Raw genomic sequence first — 25,947 nt, forward strand, 5'->3', positions numbered from 1 at the left:
TGTTATTTGTGCAACACCCGTCGGAAAACACGCGTCACGGGCCCGCTTCGAAGCGTTCTTTTGTTGTGTGTGCAGGGACGTTCGGCAATTGTGATCGGGCGACGGAGGGGGGCATCCCGAGGTCGTCCCGGTTTAGGTGGTTCGCTTAAGTCCCTCGCGTTCAGCGGGTGTGTCCGAAGGCGCGAAGCGGCTAAGCGGTGAGTTAAGGGACAAGGGAACCAACCTTAGGGTGTCATCACCCAGCGGATCCGGAACCTTCCCTATAGAGCAAACTTGGAGGTTTACCATGAAGTTTAAGAGCCTTTTGCTCGGTACGGCGGCGGGTCTGATCGCCGTTGGCGGAGCTCAGGCAGCCGATCTTCCCGTGAAGGCCAAAGCGGTCGAATACGTGAAGATCTGCTCCCTGTACGGTGCCGGATTCTACTACATGCCGGGCACTGACACCTGCATCAAGCTCGGCGGCTACGTCCGTGCGGACATGCTGGGGAACACGAACAGCGACTACGGCATCGGCCAGGGCGCTCCCGGCGGTGCGAACAACCGTTTGGACAACTACTACCAGTCCCGCGCTCGTATGGACTTCAACGTCGATACGCGTACGGCGACCGAGTATGGCGTTGTGCGCACCTACGCCGATATGATCTTCAGCTGGGATAGCCAGGCGACCACCGCCAGCAACCCGTCGGCGTTCTCGGTCGGCTCCGCGACGCTCGGCCTCTACCATGCGTTCATCCAGTTCGCTGGTTTCACCTTCGGCCGCACGGTCTCGATCTTCGACGCGCCGTGGCAGAGCTATCCGGCTGGTGGCCCCGACTTCCTCCCGGGCGGCAGCAACAACGTGACCGGTGTGAACCAGGTTGCCTACACGGCTGATTTCGGCCAGGGCATCACCGGTTCGGTGGCGTTGCAGGACATGACGACCGCCGCGGGCGGCCAGACGAACCTCTATAACGCCAGCATCACTGCTGGTGGCATCAGTGGCTTCACCTCGGCCTCGGCTGCCGGCGCCGCCATGATCCAGGGCATCTACGGCACCAACGATTGGGGTGGCACGCGTACCCCCGACATCGTCGGTCAGGTTCGCGTCGATCAGGCCTGGGGTCTTGCCCAGGTGTCGGTTGCCGCGCACGAACTGCACTCGGCCTACTACGGCACCTCGGAAACGACCGGTCACCCGGACGACAAGTGGGGCTTTGCGGTGCAGGGCGCCTTGTCGATCAAGAACATCCCGACCGGCGCGGGTGACTCGATCAACTTGCAGGCCGTCTACACTGACGGTGCATCGCGCTACAACTTCCAGAGCCTGATGCCGCAGAACATGTTCATCTACGGTGGCAGCGGCATCGCCTACCAGAGCCTCGGCTTCGTCGGTATTTCTGACGGCGTCTTCGGCACCGGTACCGGTATCGATACGGTCAAGACTTGGGGCTTCCGCGGTGGTTACACCCACAACTGGTCTCCGAACTGGGCTTCGTCGATCTATGGTGCTTATGCTTCGCTTCGCTACGGCGACACGGGCAAGGCTCTGATCTGCGCCAACTTCGTCGCCGCCTACGGCGCCGCAACTTCGACTTGCAACCCCGACTTCAACCTCGCGGTTCTCGGTGGTAACGTGGTCTGGACCCCGGTCAAGAACCTCGCCTTCACCGCCGACCTGAGCTACGTCTGGCTCGACCAGAAGTACTCGGGCACGATCACGGGTGCGGCCACGGCGAACGCCGCGGTTGCGAAGCCGGCGACCACCTACGAGCTGAAGGATCAGGGCAATCTCCAGCTGCTGCTCCGCGCTCAGCGCAACTTCTGATCAATCTTACGGTTGATCTGGAAACCCCGGCAGGCAACTGCCGGGGTTTTTCTTTGCGGGCCTTGTAGAGGCGGTCTAAAAGCGGCTCGGTGGGCTGTGCGGTATTGGAGTTTCTGCGCATGAAGGTTCTAACGGGACGGATGCTGGCCGTGACAGCGGCATCGATGGTCGCCGCGGTTACGGCACTTCTTGCGCCGGCAGCTGCTGAACCCCTGGATCCCCGTTATCCGGTCTGCCTCCAGAAATGGGAGTGGGGCGGCAGTAACAGGGTCTCCTGCAGCTATCTGTCATGGGAAGATTGCAGGGCCGCCGCAATGGGACTGTCGGCGATGTGCATGGCCAATCCATATTGGTCCCAGCCGAGTCCAGCCGGTGCGCCGCAGGGCCGGTCCGCCCCGACCAGGACGTGGTGAAAAATCATCCTCCGCGCGTGAGGCGGCGCCGGCTTTGCAGCTCCCCGGAGCTGCCCCGAGCACAACGATCAGACTACCACCTCGGGCCCTTCCACTCCTGGAAGGCGTAGGTTGGATTGAGACCGCAGGAATCGTTCGTGCCTGACGCGGTCGCCATGCACTGGCCGTAAGTAGAAAACAGGCAGTTGCCGGGGTACCCCCAACGCCGTCCTTGCAGGCAATAGCGATCCTGAATGCCGGTCGCCTGCGGCTGGGAATGGTGGCGACTCTTGCCGTAGGCCGGCGGGCCACCGCTCGGCAGAACCGACACAATCACGGCGGTGAAGATGAATGCACCGACCACGCGCAACATGACACGTCTCCAACTTTGTGAGGCTTACCAACCGGTGAGTGGGATTGCTAGTTCCAACCCTCTCTCCGCGCCGTTGACGCAGTAACGGAATCCTGCCGAGGTCTGCCGCACCGGCGCCCCGGCTCAGGAGCCGATCGGGTCCACCGACGCGCCGCTATTCCACGCTGCCGGCACCGCGGCGCAGATCGGCCTCGATCTGCAATCGCGTGCCGCCGCCGAAGCGGGCGCGGTAGACCTGAAGGTTCTCCATGATCCGCTGCACATAGTTGCGCGTCTCGGAGAACGGAATCAGCTCGACCCAATCGATCGCGTCGACCTTCGGGTCGCGCGGATCGCCGTAGCGATTGATCCACTTCTTCACGCTGCCGCGGCCGGCATTGTAGGCGGCAAAGGTCATGATGTAGGAGCCGCGATAATCCTCGAGCAGTCCGCCGAGCTCGGCCGAGCCGAGCGTGGCGTTGTAGACCGAATCGTTCTTCAGCCTTCCCAGATCGTAGGTCGCGCCGTGCCGCTTGCAGACATAGCGCGCGGCATCCGGCGTCACCTGCATCAGCCCGTAGGCCTGCGCCGGCGAGACCACACGAGGATTGAACGCGCTCTCCTGCCGCGCGATGGCGTAGACGATGCTGCGCTCGACCTCCGGGCCGATCGGCGTGAACTGCGGAATGCCGTTGATGGGGTAGGCATAGAAATCGAACGGCAGGCCGCGGTTGAGCGCCGCCTTGCCGAGCAGCAGCATGCCGCGCGCGTCGCTGTAGCGCTGGGTGAGTTCGCCGAGGCCGGCAAGCGCCTCGGGATCGCCGTTCTCGCCCATGTCGGCCAGAACGGGCACCGCCATCTCACGCTCGTCGAGCTCGTAGAGCAATTGCGCGGCGCGCACGATCTCGAGCCGCTCGGCGCCGCGGCCGCGCGGCTGGCTGTTGAGCTCGATCTGGGGCAGGCCGAGTTTTGCGCGCGCGAGCTGGCCGTAATAGCTGGTGGATTGCTCGGCTGCCCGCGCGTAGGCGTTGCGCGCCTCCTGCTGGCGGCCAGCGGCTTCCGCGGCGCGGCCCTGCCAATAGCCGGCGCGCGCCAGCGTGGTCGGATTGACGCTGCCGATCCCGATGCGGGCGAAATGCTGGGTGGCGGCCGCGGGATCGTTGAGGAAGCGCAGCGCGATCCAGCCCGCGGTAAACTCCTGCTCGGTCTTGTAGATGTCGCGCGAGGGCAGTGCGGCGTCGCGCGCGATCAGATAGGCGCTGCGGAATTCCTCGGTGTCGATCATCTTGCGTGCCAGCAGGCGCCGCTCGATCCACCATTCGTCGAGGTTGTAGAGCCGGTTCGGATCCTTTGGCGCCGAAAGCATGAGCTGCGCGGCTTCGGAGAACTTCTCCTCGCGGCGCAACAGCTGGATCTTGCTGAAGATGAAGCCGGCGTCGCCGTGCAGCTCGTGCGGCACGGCATCGAGCAGCGCACGCGCGTTCGGTGCCTTCTTGAGGGAGGCGATGCGGGCCTTGGCGAGTGCGACATAGCCGGCGCCGAGGCGCTTTGCAGCACGCAATGCGGCCTCGGTCTCGCTGCCGTACAGCAGCGTGTCCATGCGCGCCTTCTGATCGCCCGGTGTCAGCAGCGCGCCGAACTGGTCGAGTGCGTTGTTCTCGGTGTCTTCCGACATCGGATCGCTGCGCCAGGCCTCGCGCACCAGCCGTTCGGCATTGGCGCGATCGCCGCGCGCCAGCATCGCCTTGGCGAGCGTGAAGCGGCCCTTGGCCGACACGGGGGATTCGTTCTCGAACCATGACCACGCGACTGCATCGTCGCGCCTGTCGTCCCACATCGCGGCCTCGAGGCGCCGACGCAGGAAGGTTTGCGACGGCCAGCTCGGATTGGCGGACAGGAAGGCGCGATAGCGCTCCACCGTGGCGCCATTGTCCTCGCTGCGCAGGATGATCCATTCCGCGAGTTTTCGCGCGACGGGATCCGAGATCGTGTCCGCGGCATTGGTGGCGTCACCCGACTTGCGCTTGCGCACGAGTTCGATGACGGTCTCCAGCGTGTCCTTGTCGGCCTGTGACGTCGAGGAGGTCGCGGCAACCGCGGCCGGCGTGATCGGCTTGCGAGGCGCCGCGTGCTGTCGGGTCGCAGGAGCCAGCACGGGAGCCGCAAGCGGTTTGGCCGCGGCCGGGGCGGTCGGCCTGACGGTGGCCGTCATGGCCGGCGCGGGTGCGGTCCTCGGGACCGGGCCGCTGGCGGTCGGGTGTGATTTTGGCGCGGGGGCCGCTGCCGCAGACTTGGGCTTGTTCTTTGCGGGGTCCTTGCCGGCGTCCCGCGCAGGCTTCTTCGCGGCATCCTTCGCCGCGGCGGGAGTTGCCCCCTTGCTTGCTCCCTTCGCTGTTTCTTTGGCGGGGCCAGTTCCCTTATTGGTCCCCTTGGCCGATTCCTTGGCCTGTCCTTTGGCGGGTCCCTTCGTGGTGTCCTTGGCGGCTGGCTTGGCGGCAGGCTTCGCGGTTTCCTTAGGTGGTTCCTTGGAGGTTTCCGCGCTTGTCTCATTGGACTTGGCCCAGGCGGCGCAGCCGAGCGACAGCCCTGCCATCAGGCACACGAGCAAACCCAGGGATCGCCATGCGGCGCGCGGAAAGGAGGTCACGGCGTTTCGTCGCCCCGAATCAGTCAGCTGGCTCAAAACCTGCTTGTACAAGATCTGGCTGTATTTGATTGAATATGCGGACAAAATACCAACAGCCGCTTACCTTTGCCGGGTTTGCACCACCACCGCGGCAAAATCGCGGCCTAAACGGTGCGTCACGCGGAAGCGGGCCTTTTACCCGCGGGATAGACCCGATATGAATGCGGCTTGCTCTCAAGATTGCCGCGTACGGAGGAAGTCCATGGCAGCCAAGACGAAATTCCGGGGATCGTTCACCGCCTTGGTCACGCCGTTCAAGAACGGCTCGCTGGACGAGGCGGCGTTTCGCTCCCTGGTCAACTGGCAGATTTCAGAGGGCACCAACGGCCTGGTCCCCGTCGGCACCACCGGCGAGAGCCCGACGCTGAGCCATGACGAGCACAAGAAGGTCGTCGAATGGTGCATCGAGGAAGCGAAGGGGCGCGTGCCTGTCGTCGCCGGCGCCGGCTCCAACTCGACCAAGGAGGCGATCGAGCTCGCTCAGCACGCCGAAAAGGCGGGCGCGAACGCGGTGCTGGTGGTGACGCCCTACTACAACAAGCCGACCCAGGAAGGGATGTACCAGCACTTCAAGGCGATCAACGACGCGATCGGGATTCCGATCATCATCTACAACATCCCGCCGCGCTCGGTGATCGACATGTCGGTCGACACCATGAAGCGGCTGTGGGAGTTGAAGAACATCGCCGGCGTCAAGGACGCCACCGCCAGTATGGTCCGTGTCTCGCAGCAGCGCGCAGCGATGGGCGAGGACTTCAACCAGCTCTCGGGCGAGGATGCCACCATCCTCGGTTACATGGCCCATGGCGGCCATGGCTGTATCTCGGTGACGTCGAACGTCGCGCCGCGCCTGTGCTCGGAGTTCCAGGCCGCCTGGGCGAAGGGCGATCATGCCACCGCCTTGAAGCTGCACGACAAGCTGATGCCGCTGCACAACAACCTTTTCATCGAGAGCAATCCGGCGCCGATCAAGTATGCGCTGTCGCTGCTCGGCAAGCTGGACGAGACGCTGCGGCTGCCGATGGTTCCGGTAACCGAGCCGACGCGCGTTGCCGTGCGCAGTGCGATGGTGCACGCTGGCCTGATCAACTGATGCATCGGCTACCGGGGAGCTTGTCATGAGCGCAGTCGACGAAAAGGGCAGGCGGATGCTCACGGAGTTCCGCGAGTTCGCCATGAAGGGCAACGTCGTCGACCTCGCGGTCGGCGTCATCATCGGCGCGGCCTTCGGCGCTATCGTCACGTCGCTGGTCGGTGACATCATCATGCCGATCATCGGCGCTGCGACCGGCGGCCTCGACTTCTCGAACTACTTTGCCCCCTTGTCGAAGGCGGTCACCGCCACCAACCTGGCGGATGCGAAAAAGCAAGGCGCAGTGCTTGCTTACGGCAGCTTCCTTACGCTGACGATCAACTTCATCATCGTCGCCTTCGTGCTGTTCCTGGTGATCCGCGCCATGAACACATTGAAGCGCAAGGAAGAGAGCGCGCCAGCCGCGCCGCCAAAACCGTCGGCGGAGGTCGAACTGCTGACCGAGATCCGCGATCTCCTCAAGAAGTGACGCGCGCGCTTCATCCAAACTGCTAGCTTACGCGCGCAACGCGATCAGGTTTTTCGACCATGGCCGATAAGAACGAACGTCCTATCAAGGTCATGGCGGAAAATCGCAAGGCCCGCTTCAACTATGCCATCGAGGATACGATCGAGGCCGGCATTGCGCTCACCGGCACCGAGGTCAAGTCGATCCGCAGCGGCAAGAGCACGATCGCGGAATCCTACGCCGATTCCAAGGACGGCGAGATCTGGCTGATCAACGCCACCATTCCCGAATATCTCCAGGGCAATCGCTTCAATCACGAGCCGAAACGGCCGCGAAAACTGCTGCTGCACCGCAAGCAGATCAACAAGCTGATGGGCGCGGTGGACCGCGAGGGCATGACGCTGATCCCGCTCAAGCTCTACTTCAATGAGCGAGGTCGCGCCAAGTTGCAGCTCGCGGTGGCAAAGGGCAAGAAGCTGCACGACAAGCGCGAGACCGAGAAGAAGCGCGACTGGAGTCGGGAGAAGGGGCGCCTGATGCGGGCGAGGGGCTAGCGAGATGACCCAGAGAAACCTGCTCGAGGTCGATTGGACCCAGATTCCCGCCCCCGCGGACGACGGCGGCGCCTCGCACCTGAAAGGCATGACGCTGCCGCCGATCAGCCTGCTCGCCACGGACGACACGTCGGTCGCGCTGTCGGCGCTGCGTGGCCGGACCGTGGTGTTCGCCTATCCCCGCACCGGCGAGCCCGGCAAGATTGCACTGGTCGACGACTGGGACATGATTCCCGGCGCGCGCGGGTGCACCCCGCAGACTTGCGCGTTCCGCGATCTTTTCGCCGAGCTGAAGGCGGCCGGCGCCTCCCACGTGTTCGGCCTATCGACCCAGAGCAACGCGTACCAGACCGAGATGGCCTCGCGGCTGCATTTGCCGTTCCCGGTGCTGTCGGACGAGAAGCTGGCGTTCACGCGTGCCCTCAATTTACCGACCATGGCGGTCGCAGGCCTGACGCTGATCAAGCGCCTCGCGCTGATCATCGACGATGCCAAGGTCACCCATGTGTTCTATCCGGTGTTTCCGCCCGATCGGAACGCCGGGGACGTGCTGGACTGGCTGAAGGCCAATCCCGCCAAGGCCTAGCCCAAAACTAGTCGAGCTCGGCCTTCACCTTCGCGAAGACGGAGCGGAACATGTCCGCCGTCAGCACCCCGGTATTGGTGTTGTAGCGAGAGCAGTGATAGCTGTCGTAGAGCCTGAACGCGCCGGCCTGATGCACAGCGCCGTGGCCGAACGGGGCTTGCGAGCCCTTCAGATTCAGCGGCTTGAGCACGGTATCGTGCGCAATCCGCCCGAGCGCGACGATCGCGCGCAGGTTCGGCATCGTCGCGAGATTCGCCGCGAGAAACTGGCGGCAGGTGTTGATCTCGGCGGGCAGCGGCTTGTTCTGCGGCGGAACGCAATGCACCGCGTTGGCGATCCGGCAGTCGACCAGCTTCAGCCCGTCATCGGGCCGCGCCTGATATTTGCCCTTGGCGAAACCGTATTCGAGCAGCGTGGCGTAGAGCAGGTCACCGGCATAGTCGCCGGTGAAGGGACGGCCGGTGCGGTTGGCGCCCTGCATCCCCGGCGCGAGGCCGACGATCAGGAGGCGCGCCTTGATGTCGCCGAAAGGCGCAACCGGCGCATTGTGCCACAACGGCTCGCGCGCGCGATTCGCCTCGCGAAAGGCGACCAGGCGCGGGCAGAGCGGACAATCGCGGTCGGGGACGACGGTGAGAGGCTGGCGGCTTGACCGAGCCGCCTCACTCCTCGAAGTCGTCATCGCCCCTCGGCGCCATGGTGGTCGCGCGCTGGAGGAACTGCGGGGCGTGGTGGCGCGCCTCGCGTTCGCCGCGGTCACGCGGGGCAGGGCGTTCGGACGGGTCGCGGCCGAGCTTGGACTGAAGCTCCACGAGGTCGGTGAAGACGTCGGCCTGACGGCGCAGCTCGTCGGCGATCATCGGCGGCTGGCTGGCGATCGTGGAAATCACGGTGACCCGCACGCCGCGGCGCTGAACGGCCTCGACCAGGGAGCGGAAGTCGCCGTCACCCGAGAACAGCACCATCTGGTCGATGTGCTCGGCGAGCTCCATGGCGTCCACGGCGAGCTCGATGTCCATGTTGCCCTTCACCTTGCGGCGACCGGAGGCGTCGATGAACTCCTTGGTCGCCTTGGTGACCACGGTGTAGCCGTTGTAGTCGAGCCAGTCGATCAGGGGGCGGATCGAGGAGTATTCCTGATCCTCGATGATGGCGGTGTAGTAGAACGCCCGAAGCAGCGTCCCGCGGCTCTGAAACTCCTTCAGCAGGCGCTTGTAGTCGATGTCGAAGCCGAGAGTTTTCGCCGTCGCGTAGAGATTGGCTCCATCGATGAAGAGCGCGATCTTGTCGGTGGTGGAAGGTGACATTCAGTTTGCTCGCGTAGAGTTCGTGATTGATCGTTTATTGTTGGCGCGGCGGCCGCAGGCCGCGCACTTCTAAAGTCCCGCCGAAACCCGTCGAAACCGCAAATCCGGAGAAGTCGGGGCAATCAAGGTATAGTTATGGCGGACTTGCATACACCCGGGGCCGCCCTCGATGGCAGCCCGGGAAACCACCCATCCCAGCCCTAATGTGGAGGTATCAGAGCCGTTTGGCGAGGCCAAATCACAAATTGGCCTTGCGAAACCATCCCGGCCCCTATAACTAGCCCCAATCATCCACATATTTCGTCCCACCCACAACGGAGCGACAGTCCATGGCTCGCGTCACCGTAGAAGATTGTATCGACAAGGTCGACAACAGGTTTGACCTGGTCCTGCTGGCCGCCCACCGTGCCCGCATGATTTCGTCTGGTTCACAACTAACGGTTGACCGCGATAACGACAAGAACCCTGTTGTGTCTTTGCGTGAAATTGCCGACACGACCATTTCGCCGGAGGATCTCCGCGAGGAGCTGGTGCATTCGCTCCAGAAGTTCGTCGAGGTCGACGAGCCCGAGCCGGACACTGTGCCGCTGATCGGCTCCGCGGGTGCGAGCGTGGATGCGGATGATACCGAAGTTGCCGTTGAGCGCATGACGGAAGAGGAGCTCCTGAAGGGTCTCGAAGGCCTCGCGCCGCCCGAGGAGCAGCCCGAGGAGGACGAGTAAATCGTCCCGTCGCGATCGTCGACTTCTTGTGATCTTATCAAGGGCCCGAACCGTTGTTCGGGCCTTTGCTTTTGTTGGCGTTTTCGTGGTTACCATAGCGTTGTCAGTTCGCGCCTCGCCCTGTCACTGATTTGATCGGACACGCGCGCGATCGGAGCTAAGATGTATACAACGGGCGGTCTCGTGGCCCGTTTGAAGGCAGGACGGCATGGTATATCGGCGCCGCACACCATCGCAGATGCAGGCCGCAACCGAATCGGTTGCCGTGGCCCCGACTGCGCCGGTGGCGCGCCCGGCAAAGCCTCGCGCGCGCATGATGCGTCAATACGACCTCGTCGAGCGCGTCAGGTCCTACAATCCCAACACCAACGAAGACCTGCTGAACCGCGCCTATGTCTACGCCATGAAGGCGCATGGCTCGCAGACGCGCGCCTCGGGCGACCCGTATTTCTCCCACCCGCTCGAAGTGGCGGCGATTCTCACCGACTTGAAGCTCGACGACGCCACCATCGTGGCTGCGCTGCTGCACGACACGATCGAGGACACCGAAGCGACGCGGGCCGAGATCGACCAGATCTTCGGGCCCGAGATCGGCGCCCTGGTCGAGGGCCTGACCAAGCTGAAGCGGCTGGAGCTGGTGTCGCGGGAGGCCAAGCAGGCCGAGAATCTTCGCAAATTGTTGCTGGCCATTGCCGACGACGTCCGCGTGCTTCTGGTGAAGCTCGCCGACCGCCTGCACAACATGCGCACGCTGGACTTCGTGCCGACGGAATCGCGACGGCGCATCGCCGAGGAGACGCTCGACATCTATGCGCCGCTGGCGGGGCGCATGGGCATGCAGGAGATGCGCGAGGAGCTGGAGGACCTGTCCTTCCGCACGCTCGATCCCGAAGCCTATTCGGTGGTGATGCAGCGGCTCGACGCACTCGCCGAGCGCAACCGCAACCTGATCGGGGAAATCGAGGACCAGCTCTCCAACAATCTGCGCCACCGGGGCCTCGGGGCGCGGGTCTATGGCCGCCGCAAGAAGCCATTCTCGATCTGGACCAAGATGGAGCGCAAGTCGGTCGGCTTCGAGCAATTGTCCGACATCTTCGGCTTCCGCGTCGTCGTCAACGACATCGAGGCCTGCTATCGCGCGCTCGGCATCGTCCACACCACCTGGCCGGTCGTGCCGGGACGCTTCAAGGACTACATCTCGACGCCGAAGCAGAACGACTATCGTTCGATCCACACCACGGTGATCGGTCCGGGCAACCAGCGCGTCGAGCTCCAGATCCGCACCGAGGCGATGGACCAGATCGCCGAGCGCGGCATCGCCGCGCATGTCTTCTACAAGGAAGGCGTGGGCTCGCCGACCGAATTCCTCAAGCGCGAGTCCAATGCGTTTGCCTGGCTGCGCCACACCATCGGCATTCTCTCCGAGAGTGCGAACCCCGAGGAATTCCTCGAGCACACCAAGCTCGAGCTGTTCCACGACCAGGTGTTCTGCTTCACCCCGAAGGGCAAGCTGATCGCGCTGCCGCGCCATGCCAACGTAATCGACTTCGCCTATGCCGTGCATACCGACGTCGGCAACAGCGCGGTGGGCTGCAAGATCAACGGCAAGTTCGCACCGCTGTCCTCGGAGCTCCAGAACGGCGACGAGGTCGAGGTGCTGACCTCGGAGGCGCAATCGGCGCCGCCGTCGGCCTGGGAAACGCTGGCGGTCACCGGCAAGGCGCGCGCCGCGATCCGCCGCGCCACGCGCACGGCCGTGCGCGATCAATATGTCGGCCTCGGCCGGCGCATCGTCGAGCGCCTGTTCGAGCGCGCCAAGATCGAATACGCCGACGACAAGCTCAAGGGCGCGCTGCCGCGGCTCGCCCGGACCTCGATCGAGGACGTCATGGCGGCCGTGGGGCGCGGCGAGATCAAGGCCTCCCACGTCGCGCGCGCAATGTATCCCGATTACAAGGAAGAGCGCATCGCGCGCTACGGCATCAAGAAGGGGCTCGCCGCCAAGCTCAAGGAAAAGTCGTCCGAGCCGCCCCGCAGTCCGGTCGCGATCCCGATCCGCGGCATCAATTCCGACCTGCCGGTGAAGTTCGCGCCGAACGGCGGCGCCGTGCCCGGCGACCGCATCGTCGGCATCGTGACGCCGGGCGAGGGCATCACCATCTACCCGATCCAGGCGCCGGCCCTGAAGGATTTCGAGGAGGAGCCTGAGCGCTGGCTCGACGTGCGCTGGGACATCGAGGACTCCGCGCCGCAGCGTTTCCCCGCCCGCATCAAGGTCGAGAACGTCAACGAGCCCGGCGCGCTGGCGCAGATCGCGACCGTGATCGCCGAGCACGACGGCAACATCGACAACATCAGCATGCAGCGCCGCTCACCGGACTTCACGGAGACGACGATCGATCTCGAAGTCTACGATCTCAAGCATTTGAGCGCGATCCTGGCCCAACTGCGTGCGAAGGCGGTCGTCGCCCGCGTCGAACGTGTTAATGGATGAGGCTCGTCGTTGCCGGGCTTGACCCGGCAACCCGTCTCTTCGAAGAGGATGGATGCGCGGGTCGAGCCCGCGCATGACAAGTTGAGAAATGTCACCGTCGTGAGTCCTGAAATGCCTGCACCTCCGCTCCGCCTCGGCGTCAATGTCGACCATGTCGCGACCCTGCGCAACGCGCGCGCCGGCCGCAATCCCGATCCGGTGCGCGCGGCGCTGCTGGCGATCGAGGCCGGCGCCGACGGCATCACGGCCCATTTGCGCGAAGATCGCCGGCACATCCGCGACGAGGACATGGCGCGGCTGAAGGCCGGGATCGCCAAGCCGCTCAATTTCGAGATGGCGGCGACCGACGACATGATGCGCATCTCGCTCGCCACCAAGCCGCACGCCGTGTGCCTGGTGCCGGAGCGCAGGCAGGAGGTGACGACCGAAGGCGGGCTCGATGTGGTCGGCCAGCACAATGCGCTGGCGCCCTATATCGCGCGGCTGAACGATGCCGGCATCCGCGTCTCGCTGTTCATCGCCGCCGATCCCGCCCAGATCGAGATGGCGGCGCGGCTGCGCGCGCCCGTGATCGAGATCCACACCGGCGCCTGGTGCGACGCCGTGGTCGACGGCCACAGCGACAAGGCAGATGTGGAGTGGAAGCGGATCGTGGCGGGCGTGAAGCTGGCGAAGGCCGCCGGGCTGGAAGTGCACGCTGGGCACGGGCTCGACTACGCGACGGCGGAGACCATCGCGGCACTGCCGGAGATCATGGAGCTCAACATCGGCTACTACATGATCGGCGAAGCGTTGTTCGTCGGTCTCGCCGAAACGGTGCGCAGCATGCGCGCGGCGATGGACCGCGGCCGGAGCCGGGCATGATCATCGGCATCGGTTCTGATCTCATCGATATCACGCGCGTCGCCAAGGTGATGGAGCGCCATGGCGAGCGCTTCCTCGATCGCATCTTCACCGCCGCCGAGCGGGCCAAGGCGGAGCGGCGCGCCAAGAACGAGAAGATGGTCGTGGCGACCTACGCCAAGCGCTTCGCAGCCAAGGAGGCCTGCTCCAAGGCGCTCGGCACCGGCATAAGGCGCGGCGTGTGGTGGCGCGACATGGGGGTGGTCAACCTGCCGGGAGGACGGCCGACCATGCAATTGACGGGCGGGGCGCTGGCCCGGCTCCAGGCCCTGACGCCGGAGGGGTTCGAGCCCCGGATCGACCTGTCGATCACCGACGACTGGCCGTTGGCCCAGGCTTTCGTCGTCATTTCGGCCGTTCCGCAGGCCAAACCCTGACGGTTTCTGAATATTTTATAATTCTCGTTATACATCAGTCGCTTACGCGCTTTTGATGTGTTCATCGATTGCGTGGCCTCCGACAACCGTCTAAAAGTCCGCGGACGCAAATCAGGCTGGGCGAATTCGGCTTTACGCCGGAATTGGCCCTCATTATCAGAATCAGGACAATCTCCTTGGGCCGCGAACCGATGGGCTGTTCGCGGGAGGAGGGCGCTCTATGACCGCCGGCCGGAATTGAGAGAGCAATGAGCGTGACTTCGGGAACAAAAACTGAAAGCGGCGTCGGCGAAACGATCCGGGTCGTGATCCACGCTCTCCTGATCGCGCTGGTGATCCGCACCTTCCTGTTTCAGCCCTTCAACATCCCATCCGGCTCGATGAAGGCGACGCTGCTGGTCGGCGACTATCTGTTCGTCTCGAAATATTCCTACGGCTACAGCCACTACTCGATCCCGTTCTCGCCGCCGCTGTTCTCGGGGCGGATCTGGGGCTCGGACCCGAATCGCGGCGACATCGTCGTGTTTCGCCTGCCGAAGGACGATTCCACCGACTACATCAAGCGCGTGATCGGGCTTCCCGGCGACCGCATCCAGATGCGGGACGGGCTGCTCTACATCAACGACACGCCGGTCGAGCGGCAGCGCATGAGCGAGTTTGTCGGCGAGGATCCCTGCGGCGCCGAAGGCGGCGGCGTCTCCCGGGTGAAGCGCTGGAAGGAGACGCTGCCGAACGGCGTGTCCTATGAGACGCTGGACTGCGCCGACAATGGCTATGTGGACAACACCAACGTCTACACCGTGCCGACCGGCCACTTCTTCATGATGGGCGACAACCGCGACAACTCCACCGACAGCCGCTTCCTCGGCCAGGTCGGCTACGTGCCGCAGGAGAATCTGATCGGGCGGGCCCAGATGATCTTCTTCTCCATCGCCGAAGGCGAGCATGCCTGGATGTTCTGGCGCTGGCCGTGGGCGGTGCGCTGGAACCGCTTCTTCAAAATCGTCCGATGAAAGACGAGGCCAAGGACATCGCGACCCAACCGACCGAGGCGCAAGCGGGCCCGGACGGCGAAGCTGCGACCAAGGCACTTGCGACCAAGATGCCCGCGAAGAAGAAGCGGGCGCGGAGCAGCAAGGCCAAGGCCACGGACGCGAACGCGGCGCTTGAGGCGCGCATCGGCCACAGCTTTGCCGATCCGAATCTCCTGATGCAGGCGATCACGCATGTCTCGGCCCTGAAGTCCGGGCGAAAGCGCGGCGACAGCTACCAGCGGCTGGAATTTCTCGGCGACCATGTGCTCGGGCTGGTCGTCTCCGACATGCTCTATCACGCCTTCCCGAACGCGGACGAAGGCGAGTTGTCCAAGCGACTTGCCGAACTTGTGCGCAAGGAAAGCTGCGCCGACGTTGCCAAGTCGCTCGGTCTGCTCGACGACGTCAAGCTCGGTTCGGTCGGGCCCAGCGCCGATGCGCGCCTGCGCAAGAGCGTGCTCGGCGACATCTGCGAAGCCGTGATCGGCGCCGTCTTCCTCGATGGCGGCTACGAGGCGGCGTCCGAATTCGTCAAGCGCAACTGGACCGAGCGCATGCACAAGCCGCGCCGTCCCTTGCGCGATCCCAAGACCGTGCTGCAGGAATGGGCGCAGGGCAAGGGGCTGCCGACGCCGGTCTACCGCGAGGTCGAGCGCACCGGCCCGCATCACGATCCGCAATTCCGCGTCGCCGTCGACCTGCCGGGTCTCGCTCCGGCTGAAGGCATCGGCGGCAGCAAGCGCGCGGCAGAGAAGGTGGCAGCTTCGGTGATGATCGAACGCGAAGGCGTCGGCGGCAGCAATGACGGTTGAAGCAAGCGGCGAGGCGCCCACTGCGACGCGCTGCGGCTTCGTCGCGCTGATCGGCGCGCCGAACGTCGGCAAATCCACGCTGGTCAACGCGCTTGTCGGGGCCAAGGTCACGATCGTCTCGCGCAAGGTGCAGACCACGCGCGCGCTGATCCGCGGCATCGTGATCGAGAACAACGCGCAGATCATCCTGGTCGACACGCCCGGCATCTTCCTGCCCAAGCGCCGGCTCGACCGCGCCATGGTCTCGACCGCCTGGAGCGGGGCCCATGACGCCGACCTCGTCTGCGTGCTGCTGGATGCCAAGGCCGGCATCGACGAGGAGGCCGAGGCGATCCTCACCAAGGCGGCGAGCGTCAAGCACGAGAAGATCCTGGTCATCAACAAGGTCGACCTGGTCCAGCGCGAAAAGCTGCTGGCGCTGGCGCAGGCCGCCAACGAGCGCATGCCGTTCGTGAAAACCTTCATGATTGCGGCGATCTCGGGCGACGGCGTCGACGATCTCAGGCATACGCTCGCCGAGATGGTGCCGCCGGGCCCGTTCCTCTACCCCGAGGACCAGATGTCGGACGCGCCGATGCGGCAGCTTGCGGCCGAGATCACGCGCGAAAAGATCTATCGCAAGCTGCACCAGGAATTGCCCTACCAATCCACCGTCGAGACCGACAAGTGGGAGGAGCGCAAGGACAAATCGGTGCGCATCGAGCAGACGATCTTCGTCGAGCGCGAGAGCCAGCGCAAGATCGTGCTCGGCGCGGGCGGCGCCACCATCAAGTCGATCGGCGCGGACTCGCGCAAGGAGATCGGCGAGATCCTGGGCGTGCCGGTGCACCTGTTCCTGTTCGTCAAGGTCCGCGAGAACTGGGGCGACGATCCCGATCGCTACCGCGAGATGGGCCTGGAATTTCCCAAAGAATAACCAAGAAAAGATCGGTATCCGATGAGCGTGCCCAGCAACGTCCGGCGCTTCGAAGCGTTGCTCTATGCATCGTTGATGCTGGATGCCTTGTCGGTGGCGGTGCAGGACCGCACGCCCAATGCCGAGATGACCGAGCAGATGATCATGACGTCGTCGCTGCTCGCCGGGGGCATGATCCTGCTGCTGGTCTATTTCGTCTGGCTGGCCGCGCGCTGGCGCAAGAACTGGCCGCGCTGGGTGCTGGCGGCAGCGCTCGTGCTGTCGGTGATCTCGCTCGGCCAGATCATCGGCGAGAAGGGCATGGAGCTCGACAGCGCCATCGAGATCGTTTCCTGCGTGCTGACGGCGATGGGCCTGTATTTCTCGTTCCGCGGCGACGCGCAGGGCTGGTTCAACGCGTGAGCGTCCGCGCGGTGCCTTAGGATGGGCAAAAGCGCGCACTCGCGCGCCGTGCCCACCGCAACTGCCAGCGCGCCGTTCGGATCAAAATTGCTGGGCACGCTTCGCTTTGCCCACCCTACGGACGCGTGAAATGCGGTAGAATCCACCCCATGGAATGGACCGACGAAGGCATCGTGCTGGGCGTGCGGCGGCATGGCGAGTCCAGCGCCATCGTCGAGCTGCTGACCCGCGCGCATGGCCGGCATCTCGGTCTCGTCCGCGGTGGCGCCGGCTCGCGGATGCGGCCGCTGCTGCAGCCCGGCAACAGCGTCAGCGTGGTGTGGCGGGCGCGGCTCGACGAGCATCTCGGGACCTATGCCATCGAGGGCCTCAAGCTGCGCGCGGCGGCGCTGCTGGGATCGTCCCACGGCGTCTACGGCATCACTCATCTGGCCTCGATCGCGCGGCTGCTCCCGGAGCGCGATCCGCACGGGGAGATATTTGCGCTGCTCGAACATTCGCTCGACGATTTCGACGACATCGGCAGCGCGGCCGTCCACGTGATCCATTTCGAGCTGGCGATGCTCGCCGAGCTCGGCTTCGGGCTGGCGCTGGAGAACTGTGCGGTGACCGGGGAGACCACGGACCTGATCTACGTCTCGCCCAAATCCGGCGGCGCGGTGTCGCGCGGCGCCGGCGAGCCATGGCGCGACCGGCTGTTGCGGCTGCCGCCGTTCCTGCGCCAGGGCGAGATGCAGAGTGACCTCACTGACGAGGATCTCCAGGACGGCTTTCGACTGACCGGCCTGTTCCTGCTGCGCCACGTGCTGGAGCCGCGCGGGCAAGGCCATTCCGACGCCCGGGCCGGCTTCATCAACGCGCTGACGCGGCAGCAGGCGAAGGCGGCCATTCCGGCGCCATGAGCCTGTCGCAGTTCTGCATTGTCGCAATAGGCCAGCCCGCCGTGGAACGAAATCGGGTTTCCCTGACTTGCCTTTTGGGGTTCCAACCCGGGGATAACCTGATGCTGATCAAGGGACTTATCGTATCGGCAGCGCTTGTCGCGCTGGCGCCGGAAGCGCTCGCTGGCGAGCAGCCGGGCGTGTTTCGTCGCGCCTCCTGCACCGTCGTCAGATTCTATGTGGCCAAATATTCCGCTGCAGCAGCAGAGGCATGGGCGCGATCCAAGGGGGCAACCGAGGCCGAGATCGAGACCGCCCGGCGTTGCGTGACCAATGCCCCGGCCACCACGCAGGCCAAAAACGCGCAACCCACCCAGACTTTCACCGCCGGCTGGGCCGGCCAGTAGGCCGCCCACCGGGAACCAATCGATCCTTGCCCGATTCGCTTCCACGGTTTAACCGGGCGGCATGGGAAAACGATTGATTCCGCCGGAAGACCCGGCCGAAATTCACGATGTGCCGCTGCGTGAGGCGCTGGAAGAGCGCTATCTTGCTTACGCGCTGTCCACCATCATGCACCGCGCGCTGCCCGACGCGCGCGACGGCCTCAAGCCGGTGCACCGGCGCATCCTCTACGGCATGCGTCTGCTCAGGCTCGACCCCGGCACGGCCTTCAAGAAGTCCGCCAAGATCGTCGGCGACGTGATGGGCTCGTTCCATCCGCATGGCGACCAGGCGATCTACGACGCCATGGTGCGCCTCGCGCAGGATTTCTCCTCGCGCTATCCGCTGGTCGACGGCCAGGGCAATTTCGGCAATATCGACGGCGATAATCCCGCCGCCTACCGCTACACCGAAGCGCGCATGACCGATGTCGCGCGGCTTCTGCTCGACGGCATCGACGAGGACGGTGTCGAGTTCCGTCCCAATTACGATGGCCAGTCCAAGGAGCCGGTGGTTCTGCCGGGCGGCTTCCCGAACCTGCTCGCCAACGGTGCGCAGGGCATCGCGGTCGGCATGGCGACCTCGATCCCGCCGCACAACGCCGCCGAGCTCTGTGACGCCGCACTGCATCTGATCGAGAAGCCCGACGCCAAATCCAGGGCGTTGTTGAAGTGGGTCAAGGGTCCGGATTTCCCGACCGGCGGCATCATCGTCGATTCCAAGCAGGCGATCGCCGAAGCCTACACCACCGGCCGCGGCTCGTTCCGAGTCCGCGCCAGATGGGAGCAGGAGGAGGGCGCCCGCAGCACCTGGGTCGTCGTCGTCACCGAGATCCCCTTTCTGGTGCAGAAGTCGCGCCTGGTCGAGAAGATCGCCGAGTTGCTGGACCAGAAGAAGCTGCCGCTGGTCGGCGATGTCAGGGACGAGTCGGCCGAAGACGTCCGTCTCGTGATCGAGCCGAAGTCGAAGAACGTCGATCCTGCCCTGATGATGGAATCGTTGTTCCGGTTGACCGAGCTCGAAAACAAGATTCCGCTGAACCTCAACGTGCTGCTGAAGGGCCGCGTGCCCAAGGTGGTGGGACTCGCGGAGTGCCTGCGTGAATGGCTCGACCATCTGCGCGACGTGCTGATCCGCCGCACCAATTATCGCAAGGCGCAGATCGAGCACCGGCTGGAAGTTCTCGGCGGCCTTCTGATCGCCTATCTGAACCTCGACGAGGTGATCAGGATCATCCGCACCGTGGACGAGCCGAAGCCGGCGCTGATCAAGGCGTTCAAGCTCACCGACGTGCAGGCCGAAGCCATCCTCAACATGCGGCTGCGTAGCTTGCGCAAGCTGGAAGAGATGGAGATCCGCACCGAGGACAAGAACCTCCGCAACGAGCTGAAGGGCATCAACGCAATCCTGGCGTCCGAGCCCGAGCAGTGGAGGAAGGTCAGCGAGCAGGTCGGCAAGGTCCGCGACATGTTCGGGCCGAAGACGCCGCTCGGCAAGCGCCGGACCACCTTCGCGGACGCGCCCGAGCACGATCTCGCCGCGATCGAGGAGGCCTTCGTCGAGCGCGAGCCGGTGACGGTCGTCGTCTCCGACAAGGGCTGGATCCGCACCATGAAGGGCCATGTCGAGGATCTCTCGGGCCTTGCCTTCAAGCAGGACGACAAGCTCGGCTTTGCCTTCTTCGCCGAGACCACCTCGAAGCTGCTGCTGTTCGCCACCAACGGCAAGTTCTACTCGCTCGACGTCGCGAAGCTGCCGGGCGGACGCGGTCACGGTGAGCCGATCCGCCTGTTCATCGACATGGAGCAGGAGGCGGCGCCCGTCGCGCTGTTCGTCAACAAGGGCGGCCGCAAATTCCTGGTCGCGAGCCACGAGGGCCAGGGCTTCGTCGTCAACGAGGACGATTGCGTCGGCACCACCAAGAAGGGCAAGCAGGTCCTCAACGTGGACATGCCGAACGAGGCGCGCACGGTCACCGAGGTGCTCGGCGACACCGTCGCGGTCATCGGCGAGAATCGCAAGATGCTGGTCTTCCCCCTCGACCAGGTGCCGGAGATGGCCCGCGGCCGCGGCGTCCGCCTGCAGAAGTACAAGGACGGCGGCCTGTCGGACGTTGCCGTGTTCGAGGCCAAGGCTGGCCTGACCTGGAAGGACTCCGCGGGCCGCGAATTCTCGGCGACCATGAAGGAGCTGGCCGAGTGGCAAGGCACCCGCGCCGACGCCGGCCGCTTGCCGCCCAAGGGATTCCCGAAGTCGAACAAGTTCGGCCGGGTGATCGGGTAGGGGCGGCCGTGACGTTGTGGAAGCAGCGTGCAACTGCCTCCACAACGCAATGACGCGAGGAGAGAGCGTCGCTCTCCAATTTGCATTCCGCCACCTTGCGCGGTCTGATACCGTCCGCCATCCCGGTTTTCTGGAACGTCGAGAAGTAACGCGATGTACGATGTCATTGTTGTCGGCGGCGGCTCCGCCGGCGCCGCTGTTGCGGCGCGGCTCTCGGAAGATTCCGCAAGGCGTGTCCTGCTGCTCGAAGCGGGCCTTGACTGGCGTGCCGACGAGGCGCCCTGGGAGGTCAGGACGCCGAATCCGATCCCGATCATCCACAAGCGCGAATACCAGGAGAAGTGGCAGTGGCCTGATCTTCTGACGCGCCGCGTGGCCGGGCAGGAGCCGCGCTTCTACTGGCGCGGCAAGGGTCTCGGCGGCTCGTCGATGATGAACGGCCAGATCGCGATCCGCGGCGTCGCCGACGCGTTCGACGAATGGGCTGCCAATGGCTGCACCGGCTGGTCGGCCAGGGAAGTGATGCCGCTATTCTCGGTGATCGAGGACGATTTTGAGTTCGGCGACGCTGCCGGCCATGGCCGCGGCGGCCCGCTGCCAGTTTACCGCGCGCCGCCTGAGAAGTGGGGCCCGATCGATCGGGGCTTGCGCGATGCCGCACTGGCGAGCGGCTATCCCTGGTGCGACGACCTCAACGGTCCTGATGGCGAGGGGGTGGCGTGCTATCCCATCAACAGCCGAGACAGCCGCCGCATCACGACCAATGAGGGGTATCTGGAGCCCGCGCGCGGGCGCGCCAATCTGGAGATCCGCGGGCGCGCGCTGGTCGATCGCGTGCTGATCAGCGACGGCCGGGCGACCGGCCTTCGTGTTCACGTCGAGGGCCAGGGCACGAGCGAGATCAGCGCGCGCCAGATCGTGCTGTGCGCCGGTGCCATCCACAGCCCCGCTATCCTGCTGCGCTCGGGCATTGGACCGGCCGACGAGTTGAAGGCGATGGGGATCGCGGTCGAGCGCGACCTGCCGGTCGGCCGCCATTTCTTCGACCATCCGCTGTTTCGCGCCACGATCCAACTCCACGAAAATCTGCGGCCCACCGATCCCGACCCCCGCCACACCAATTGCTGCGTGACCTATTCGTCGGGCCTCGCCGACGGCGGCAAGCGCGACATGATCCTGATCGCCTTCAATCACCGCGGCATCGGCGTGCCCGGAGCGATCGGCGCGGGTCTGTTCAATGCATATTCGCGTGGAACGCTAAAATTGGCCTCGGCCGATCCGACGATCGATCCTGTTGTCGAGGAAAACATGCTGGCCGATCCCCGCGACATGCTGCGCATGATGGATGCAGTGAAGCGCCTGGCCGTGATCACCTCCCAGCCGGCGCTTTCAGGCATCGCCGACTGGATCCGGCTCACCGACACCGAACTGACATTGCCGCAGGCTGCAGCGTTGCCGGACCACGAGCTCGACGCGCTGCTGCGCCGCGAGACCGGCGACATCCAGCATGCCGCCGGCAGCTGTCGGATGAGCGGCGTCAACGACGCCGACGGCGTGGTCAACCCGGATGGCACCGTGAAGGGAATCTCCGGCCTGCGTGTCGCCGACGCCTCGATCATGCCGTCGGATTGCCGCGCCAACACCCACTTCACGACGGTGGTGATCGGCGAGGCGATCGCGCGGATGATGATGCGGTAGAGCTACTGCGCCAAAACCCACTCGTTACCATCATCCTGAGGCGCGCCCTAAGGATGATGGCATGATGCTCGCAATGACGGAGCAAGCGCCGAGGCATCGCTCTCCAATTCACATGTCAAGCAGCAGACACGCCGTCGCTTTCTCGCGGCATGTTGTGCCCGAGATTTACGGTCAGTTTCGCGCCATCTTCAAGGAAAGGGCGCAGGGAAGGCCGGGCGCCGGCTGGCACCCGCAGGTCCGTGCGCCATAGAAATGCACACGGGGTGGACCACAGGTCTCGCCGGATCGCCCGGCCTTCCCTGCGCGAATGGTTTTAACGGTGTCCTTCGCGCTCTCCCCGGGGAGCGATGCACTATGCCCCCGTCGCGCTTGCGGATGGCTGATGCACGTGCCCGGTCGGGCCGCCACGTCACCGCAAGGCTTGACGCACAGACCCCGGGCGTCAGGACCACACGACTTCTCCGTCCGCGCACGTCTTCGCTGGGACTTCGAAGGCTGGCGTGTGCTCGCCGTCGAAGCCATGCCAAGACGCTTGTCAGCGTCGTGTCGTACGCGCGAAGGCGATTGCTCACGGCCGAAGCCGCCCTGTAACGCCGATCGCGCCCAACGCCGTCGCGTCCATCGCTGCCCGGACCGCGGTTCGTGACGATCGCGATCCGCCCCTTGTCTCGGGCCAGGGTGGCTCGTCTGTACGATAATTCCGAAATTCGGTAAAGTGGAATATTTTCGCAGATGGAGATTGACAGGAGAAGTGATCCAAATGTCCCGGTGTTTTGCCAGACGGACAATGGTCGACGGCGAGACCTAGGTGACGAACGTCTGCGTTGCGAGCGCGTACTCAGAAATGGCGGCTACTGACGGCAAAGCGAAGGTCGCCCCCGCTTAAGTCATCACCGACGGCTCATGCCCCGAAGCGGGCGTTCTGGCCCGTTCGAGACATGCAGGTCCGATCTGACGAGGTCGCTTCATTCGGTCAGACCGGAAGTCATCACATCGGGGGCAAGCCGACGAGACTGACCCTACCCGAACCGAGCGACTCTTGCCCATCGGCCTTGTGTTCGGTGGCAACATTTGCAAGCCTAGCTGTCGACCTTAAGCCGGCTGTTTTTCTATATGCCTTGCATTTCACGGGCTTTGATTTCTGCACTTTTGCTGCTGGCGATGGCCGCTGGTCCCGGCGTCTTGGCCGACGACAACAAACACGTCTTGTTGTTGCATTCGTTCGGCGCCGAGATGAGGCCTTGGAGTGACTATGCTCAAGGCATTCGTCAAGAGCTGAACCGTCAATCGCCATGGCCGCTGACGATTACAGACCAATCGGTGGTCTCGGCTCGCTACGATACCAACAGTTCGGAGAAGCCGTTCGCCGACTATCTCGCTGCTCTGTTCGCCCAACACCCTCCCGCTGTGATCATAAGTGTCGGCGCTCCTGCGGCGGCGTTTGTGCAACGAAACCGCGGCCAGCTATTTGCTTCTACTCCGATGGTCCTGACCACTCTCGAGGAGCGTCGCATCCGATATTCCGACCTTACGCAGGACGATGCGGTCATACCTATTCAGATCGACTACAAGGCGGTGATCGCGAACATCCTAAAGGTATTACCCGACACCCGACATATCGCGGTCGTCAACGGCACTTCACCCAACGAGCAGTTTTGGTCAAACCTCATCAAAAAGGAAGCGGCACCTTTAGCGGGCCGCGTAGAGCTAACAATATGGGACAATTTGTCCTTTGCAGACATATTGAAAGAAGCTTCCCGTCTTCCGCCGCACTCTGCGATCATTTGGGAAGGGATGAATGTCGATGCGGCAGGTGTTGTGCACGACGGCGACGAACCTTTTAAGAGTTTACGTGCTGTCGCTAATGCACCCATCTTTGGTTATACCGAGCCACTTATCGGGCAAGGCGTTGTTGGGGGACCGTTCAACGCAATACGCGACACAAGCCGCACCACGGCCGCTGTCTCGGTTCGCATCCTTGGAGGTGAAAAGGCAGGCGAAATCAGGATCCCCGCTCTTCCATTTGCAGCTCCGAAATTCGACTGGCGCGAAATGAAACGTTGGGGGATAGCCGAGGGTCGCCTTCCTCAAGGAAGTGAAGTCGATTTTCGCGGTCCGACCGCGTGGGAGCAATACCGTTGGCAAATTGCTTTAATTGCCACGGTCATTTTACTTCAGGGCGTGCTGATTTCTAATTTGCTGAGGGAGCGGCTGCGTCGTTCGCGTGCCGAAGTGCAGGCGCAGCAGCGCGCGGCGGAACTCGCGCATATCAATCGATATTCGACGGCGGGTGAGCTTACTGCGACTATTGCGCATGAACTGAACCAACCGCTTGGTGCGATATTGACCAACACCGAGACCGCGGAAATCATTGTTAAATCCGGCGCGCCCAACCTTAACGAAATCGCAGATATCCTTGCGGATATTCGCCGGGACGATCAACGCGCAAGCGAGGTCATCGCGCGATTGCGCAGTTTGCTTAGGAAAGCGCCATTTGAACTTAAGCAGATCGATTTAAATGATGTTGTCCGCGACACCGTGCACTTTCTCTCTGCATTGGCTGTTGCTCGGAATGTCAATCTCACCAACCACATTGATCCGCTGCCGCTGCCCATCAAAGCCGACCCGATTCAACTCCAGCAAGTCGTCTTGAACTTGATCACGAACGCGATGGATGCGATGTCTGATATGCCGATTGCTGAACGCGCAATTGCGATTTCGGCCAAACGTGACCGCAATTTTGCGGAACTCTCCGTATCAGATGTAGGTCCCGGCATTCCCACTGAGAAGCTCAAGAACGTGTTTGAGCCGTTTTTTACGACCAAGCCCCGGGGCATGGGCATGGGCCTGTCCATTGCCCGAACCATTGTAGAAGCGCATGGCGGGGAGTTGTGGGCGGAGAACAAGCCGACCGGTGGCGCCATCTTTCACGTCAGGCTGACTCTCGCCACGGCACCTGAATGACCGCTAATGGTCCATCGAGTTGGTTGTCACACCGCAGCGACCTGTCTCGAGCGAGAGGTAGAGCAGAAGTCGTCCCACTCAAGGGACGACGGCCGCCGTCTTCGACCCATGTAAGGCATTTCGCCGTTCAGAATTTGCACGGCGCAAAATGACGCCGCGCGCGGCCTGTCACTGCACGGAACCTATTCCGGGAACATTGACTTGGAGAACATTGACTTGGATCAAGACTGCCTACGGTCCAAGTGCAGAAGCCTCGTGCGACGTCGAGGAAGTTCCAATGCGCAAGTTGGTTTTGACGATCCTGACGATGGGCATCGTTTTAACAGCGGGGTACGCCGGGGCTCAGACCTATGATCCGGCTTTTCCGGTCTGCTTGCGCGTCGTCGCCCGGGGAGGCGCCTCTTACCATAGATGCGCCTACCATACGATGGACCAATGCCGGGCAGCGGCTAACGGTCAATCGTGCAGCCTTAATCCATACTATGCCGGTACGAAGTCCCGGGTGAGACGGAATGATCCGCGATATCATCGCCAAATCGGATCAGGCTCTCGCGCGCCTGCCGAGACCAGATCGTGCAATCATGGCGTCGAAGCCTATTACGGGGCTTGCCAGGGTTACGCGCCCGGCGAAAAAGAACGCTTTCTCGAGAGTGTGAGGCGTTACATGTAGCAGTCGTGCTGCAGGCGACGGCCCGACCGCATTCGGCTTTGGCGGCCGAAGTGCACGCGATGAATGCGCCCTAGTGTCCTGAACCAGAAGTTCGCGACATCGGGTCGTTTTCTGCGGGGGCATTG

At 63.7% G+C, this 25,947-nt stretch carries 24 protein-coding genes; 20 read left to right on the top strand and 4 right to left on the bottom strand.

Annotation, left to right across the window (positions count from 1 at the left end):
* The first annotated feature begins 286 nt into the window (after window positions 1–286).
* Window positions 287–1,804, top strand: a complete 1,518-nt coding sequence (locus OC450_RS32450; RefSeq protein WP_211385892.1) for a porin — start codon at window positions 287–289, stop codon at window positions 1,802–1,804.
* 140 nt (window positions 1,805–1,944) lie between these two features.
* Complete coding sequence (locus OC450_RS32455; protein WP_262049380.1) at window positions 1,945–2,217, top strand: DUF3551 domain-containing protein; 273 nt, start codon at window positions 1,945–1,947, stop codon at window positions 2,215–2,217.
* A 73-nt stretch (window positions 2,218–2,290) separates the two neighbouring features.
* On the opposite strand, the gene OC450_RS32460 is transcribed toward OC450_RS32455, so the two are convergent.
* Together OC450_RS32460 and OC450_RS32465 are read right to left on the bottom strand one after the other, a co-directional pair.
* Window positions 2,291–2,569, bottom strand: a complete 279-nt coding sequence (locus OC450_RS32460; protein WP_211385894.1) for a DUF3551 domain-containing protein — start codon at window positions 2,567–2,569, stop codon at window positions 2,291–2,293.
* Window positions 2,570–2,723: 154 nt separating this feature from the next.
* On the bottom strand, window positions 2,724–5,141 hold the full coding sequence (locus OC450_RS32465; protein WP_211385895.1) for a lytic transglycosylase domain-containing protein: 2,418 nt from the start codon (window positions 5,139–5,141) through the stop codon (window positions 2,724–2,726).
* Window positions 5,142–5,436: 295 nt separating this feature from the next.
* Between OC450_RS32465 and dapA the strand changes: the two genes are divergently transcribed.
* The 4 genes from dapA to OC450_RS32485 are packed head-to-tail and all read left to right on the top strand — an operon-like array spanning window position 5,437 to window position 7,915.
* Complete coding sequence (gene dapA, locus OC450_RS32470) at window positions 5,437–6,327, top strand: 4-hydroxy-tetrahydrodipicolinate synthase (protein ID WP_211385896.1); 891 nt, start codon at window positions 5,437–5,439, stop codon at window positions 6,325–6,327.
* A gap of 55 nt (window positions 6,328–6,382) precedes the next feature.
* Entirely contained in the window at window positions 6,383–6,796 is a 414-nt protein-coding gene (gene mscL, locus OC450_RS32475) for a large conductance mechanosensitive channel protein MscL (RefSeq protein WP_211386080.1), read from the top strand.
* Window positions 6,797–6,855: 59 nt separating this feature from the next.
* Window positions 6,856–7,329, top strand: a complete 474-nt coding sequence (gene smpB / locus OC450_RS32480) for an SsrA-binding protein SmpB (RefSeq protein ID WP_211385897.1) — start codon at window positions 6,856–6,858, stop codon at window positions 7,327–7,329.
* Between the two features lie 4 nt (window positions 7,330–7,333).
* The gene (locus OC450_RS32485; RefSeq protein WP_262049370.1) at window positions 7,334–7,915 is read left to right on the top strand and encodes a peroxiredoxin; all 582 of its coding nucleotides are present in this window, start codon (window positions 7,334–7,336) and stop codon (window positions 7,913–7,915) included.
* Window positions 7,916–7,922: 7 nt separating this feature from the next.
* Here OC450_RS32485 and OC450_RS32490 read toward each other — a convergent pair whose 3' ends face one another.
* Together OC450_RS32490 and OC450_RS32495 are read right to left on the bottom strand one after the other, a co-directional pair.
* Entirely contained in the window at window positions 7,923–8,597 is a 675-nt protein-coding gene (locus OC450_RS32490; protein WP_262049371.1) for a uracil-DNA glycosylase, read from the bottom strand.
* Window positions 8,578–9,222, bottom strand: coding sequence for an NYN domain-containing protein (locus tag OC450_RS32495; protein ID WP_211385900.1), 645 nt, complete (start codon window positions 9,220–9,222; stop codon window positions 8,578–8,580). The genes OC450_RS32490 and OC450_RS32495 overlap by 20 nt, the downstream gene beginning before the upstream one ends.
* 329 nt (window positions 9,223–9,551) lie before the next feature.
* On the opposite strand from OC450_RS32495, the gene rpoZ reads away from it, so the two are divergent.
* The 14 genes from rpoZ (at window position 9,552) to OC450_RS32565 (ending at window position 25,822) form a co-directional block, all read left to right on the top strand.
* Window positions 9,552–9,944, top strand: coding sequence for a DNA-directed RNA polymerase subunit omega (gene rpoZ / locus OC450_RS32500; RefSeq protein WP_008133017.1), 393 nt, complete (start codon window positions 9,552–9,554; stop codon window positions 9,942–9,944).
* Between the two features lie 208 nt (window positions 9,945–10,152).
* Window positions 10,153–12,438, top strand: coding sequence for a RelA/SpoT family protein (locus tag OC450_RS32505; RefSeq protein ID WP_211385901.1), 2,286 nt, complete (start codon window positions 10,153–10,155; stop codon window positions 12,436–12,438).
* A 111-nt stretch (window positions 12,439–12,549) separates the two neighbouring features.
* Window positions 12,550–13,302 carry a pyridoxine 5'-phosphate synthase gene (locus OC450_RS32510; protein ID WP_211385902.1) on the top strand — a complete coding sequence of 251 codons (753 nt, stop codon included), beginning with the start codon at window positions 12,550–12,552 and terminating at the stop codon, window positions 13,300–13,302.
* Window positions 13,299–13,718, top strand: coding sequence for a holo-ACP synthase (acpS, locus tag OC450_RS32515; RefSeq protein ID WP_211385903.1), 420 nt, complete (start codon window positions 13,299–13,301; stop codon window positions 13,716–13,718). Before OC450_RS32510 ends, acpS begins: the two co-directional genes overlap by 4 nt.
* 248 nt (window positions 13,719–13,966) lie before the next feature.
* Window positions 13,967–14,731 carry a signal peptidase I gene (gene lepB, locus OC450_RS32520; protein WP_211385904.1) on the top strand — a complete coding sequence of 255 codons (765 nt, stop codon included), beginning with the start codon at window positions 13,967–13,969 and terminating at the stop codon, window positions 14,729–14,731.
* Window positions 14,728–15,564 carry a ribonuclease III gene (gene rnc, locus OC450_RS32525; protein WP_211385905.1) on the top strand — a complete coding sequence of 279 codons (837 nt, stop codon included), beginning with the start codon at window positions 14,728–14,730 and terminating at the stop codon, window positions 15,562–15,564. The genes lepB and rnc overlap by 4 nt, the downstream gene beginning before the upstream one ends.
* A complete protein-coding gene (gene era / locus OC450_RS32530; RefSeq protein ID WP_211385906.1) occupies window positions 15,554–16,480 on the top strand; it encodes a GTPase Era in 927 nt (308 codons plus the stop codon). The genes rnc and era overlap by 11 nt, the downstream gene beginning before the upstream one ends.
* A 21-nt stretch (window positions 16,481–16,501) precedes the next feature.
* Window positions 16,502–16,882: a hypothetical protein gene (locus tag OC450_RS32535; protein WP_262049372.1), complete on the top strand. Its 381-nt coding sequence runs from the start codon at window positions 16,502–16,504 to the stop codon at window positions 16,880–16,882.
* Between the two features lie 149 nt (window positions 16,883–17,031).
* Window positions 17,032–17,784 carry a DNA repair protein RecO gene (recO, locus tag OC450_RS32540; RefSeq protein ID WP_211385908.1) on the top strand — a complete coding sequence of 251 codons (753 nt, stop codon included), beginning with the start codon at window positions 17,032–17,034 and terminating at the stop codon, window positions 17,782–17,784.
* 101 nt (window positions 17,785–17,885) lie between these two features.
* Complete coding sequence (locus tag OC450_RS32545; protein ID WP_211385909.1) at window positions 17,886–18,170, top strand: hypothetical protein; 285 nt, start codon at window positions 17,886–17,888, stop codon at window positions 18,168–18,170.
* Between the two features lie 61 nt (window positions 18,171–18,231).
* Window positions 18,232–20,490 carry a DNA topoisomerase IV subunit A gene (gene parC, locus OC450_RS32550; protein ID WP_262049373.1) on the top strand — a complete coding sequence of 753 codons (2,259 nt, stop codon included), beginning with the start codon at window positions 18,232–18,234 and terminating at the stop codon, window positions 20,488–20,490.
* Between the two features lie 153 nt (window positions 20,491–20,643).
* Complete coding sequence (locus OC450_RS32555; protein ID WP_262049374.1) at window positions 20,644–22,188, top strand: GMC family oxidoreductase; 1,545 nt, start codon at window positions 20,644–20,646, stop codon at window positions 22,186–22,188.
* 1,134 nt (window positions 22,189–23,322) lie between these two features.
* A complete protein-coding gene (locus OC450_RS32560; protein ID WP_262049375.1) occupies window positions 23,323–25,152 on the top strand; it encodes a sensor histidine kinase in 1,830 nt (609 codons plus the stop codon).
* Between the two features lie 277 nt (window positions 25,153–25,429).
* Window positions 25,430–25,822, top strand: coding sequence for a DUF3551 domain-containing protein (locus tag OC450_RS32565; RefSeq protein WP_262049376.1), 393 nt, complete (start codon window positions 25,430–25,432; stop codon window positions 25,820–25,822).
* Window positions 25,823–25,947 lie beyond the last annotated feature (125 nt).

The sequence above is a fragment of the Bradyrhizobium sp. Bra78 genome (assembly GCF_024519855.1).
Lineage (GTDB): Bacteria > Pseudomonadota > Alphaproteobacteria > Rhizobiales > Xanthobacteraceae > Bradyrhizobium > Bradyrhizobium japonicum_G.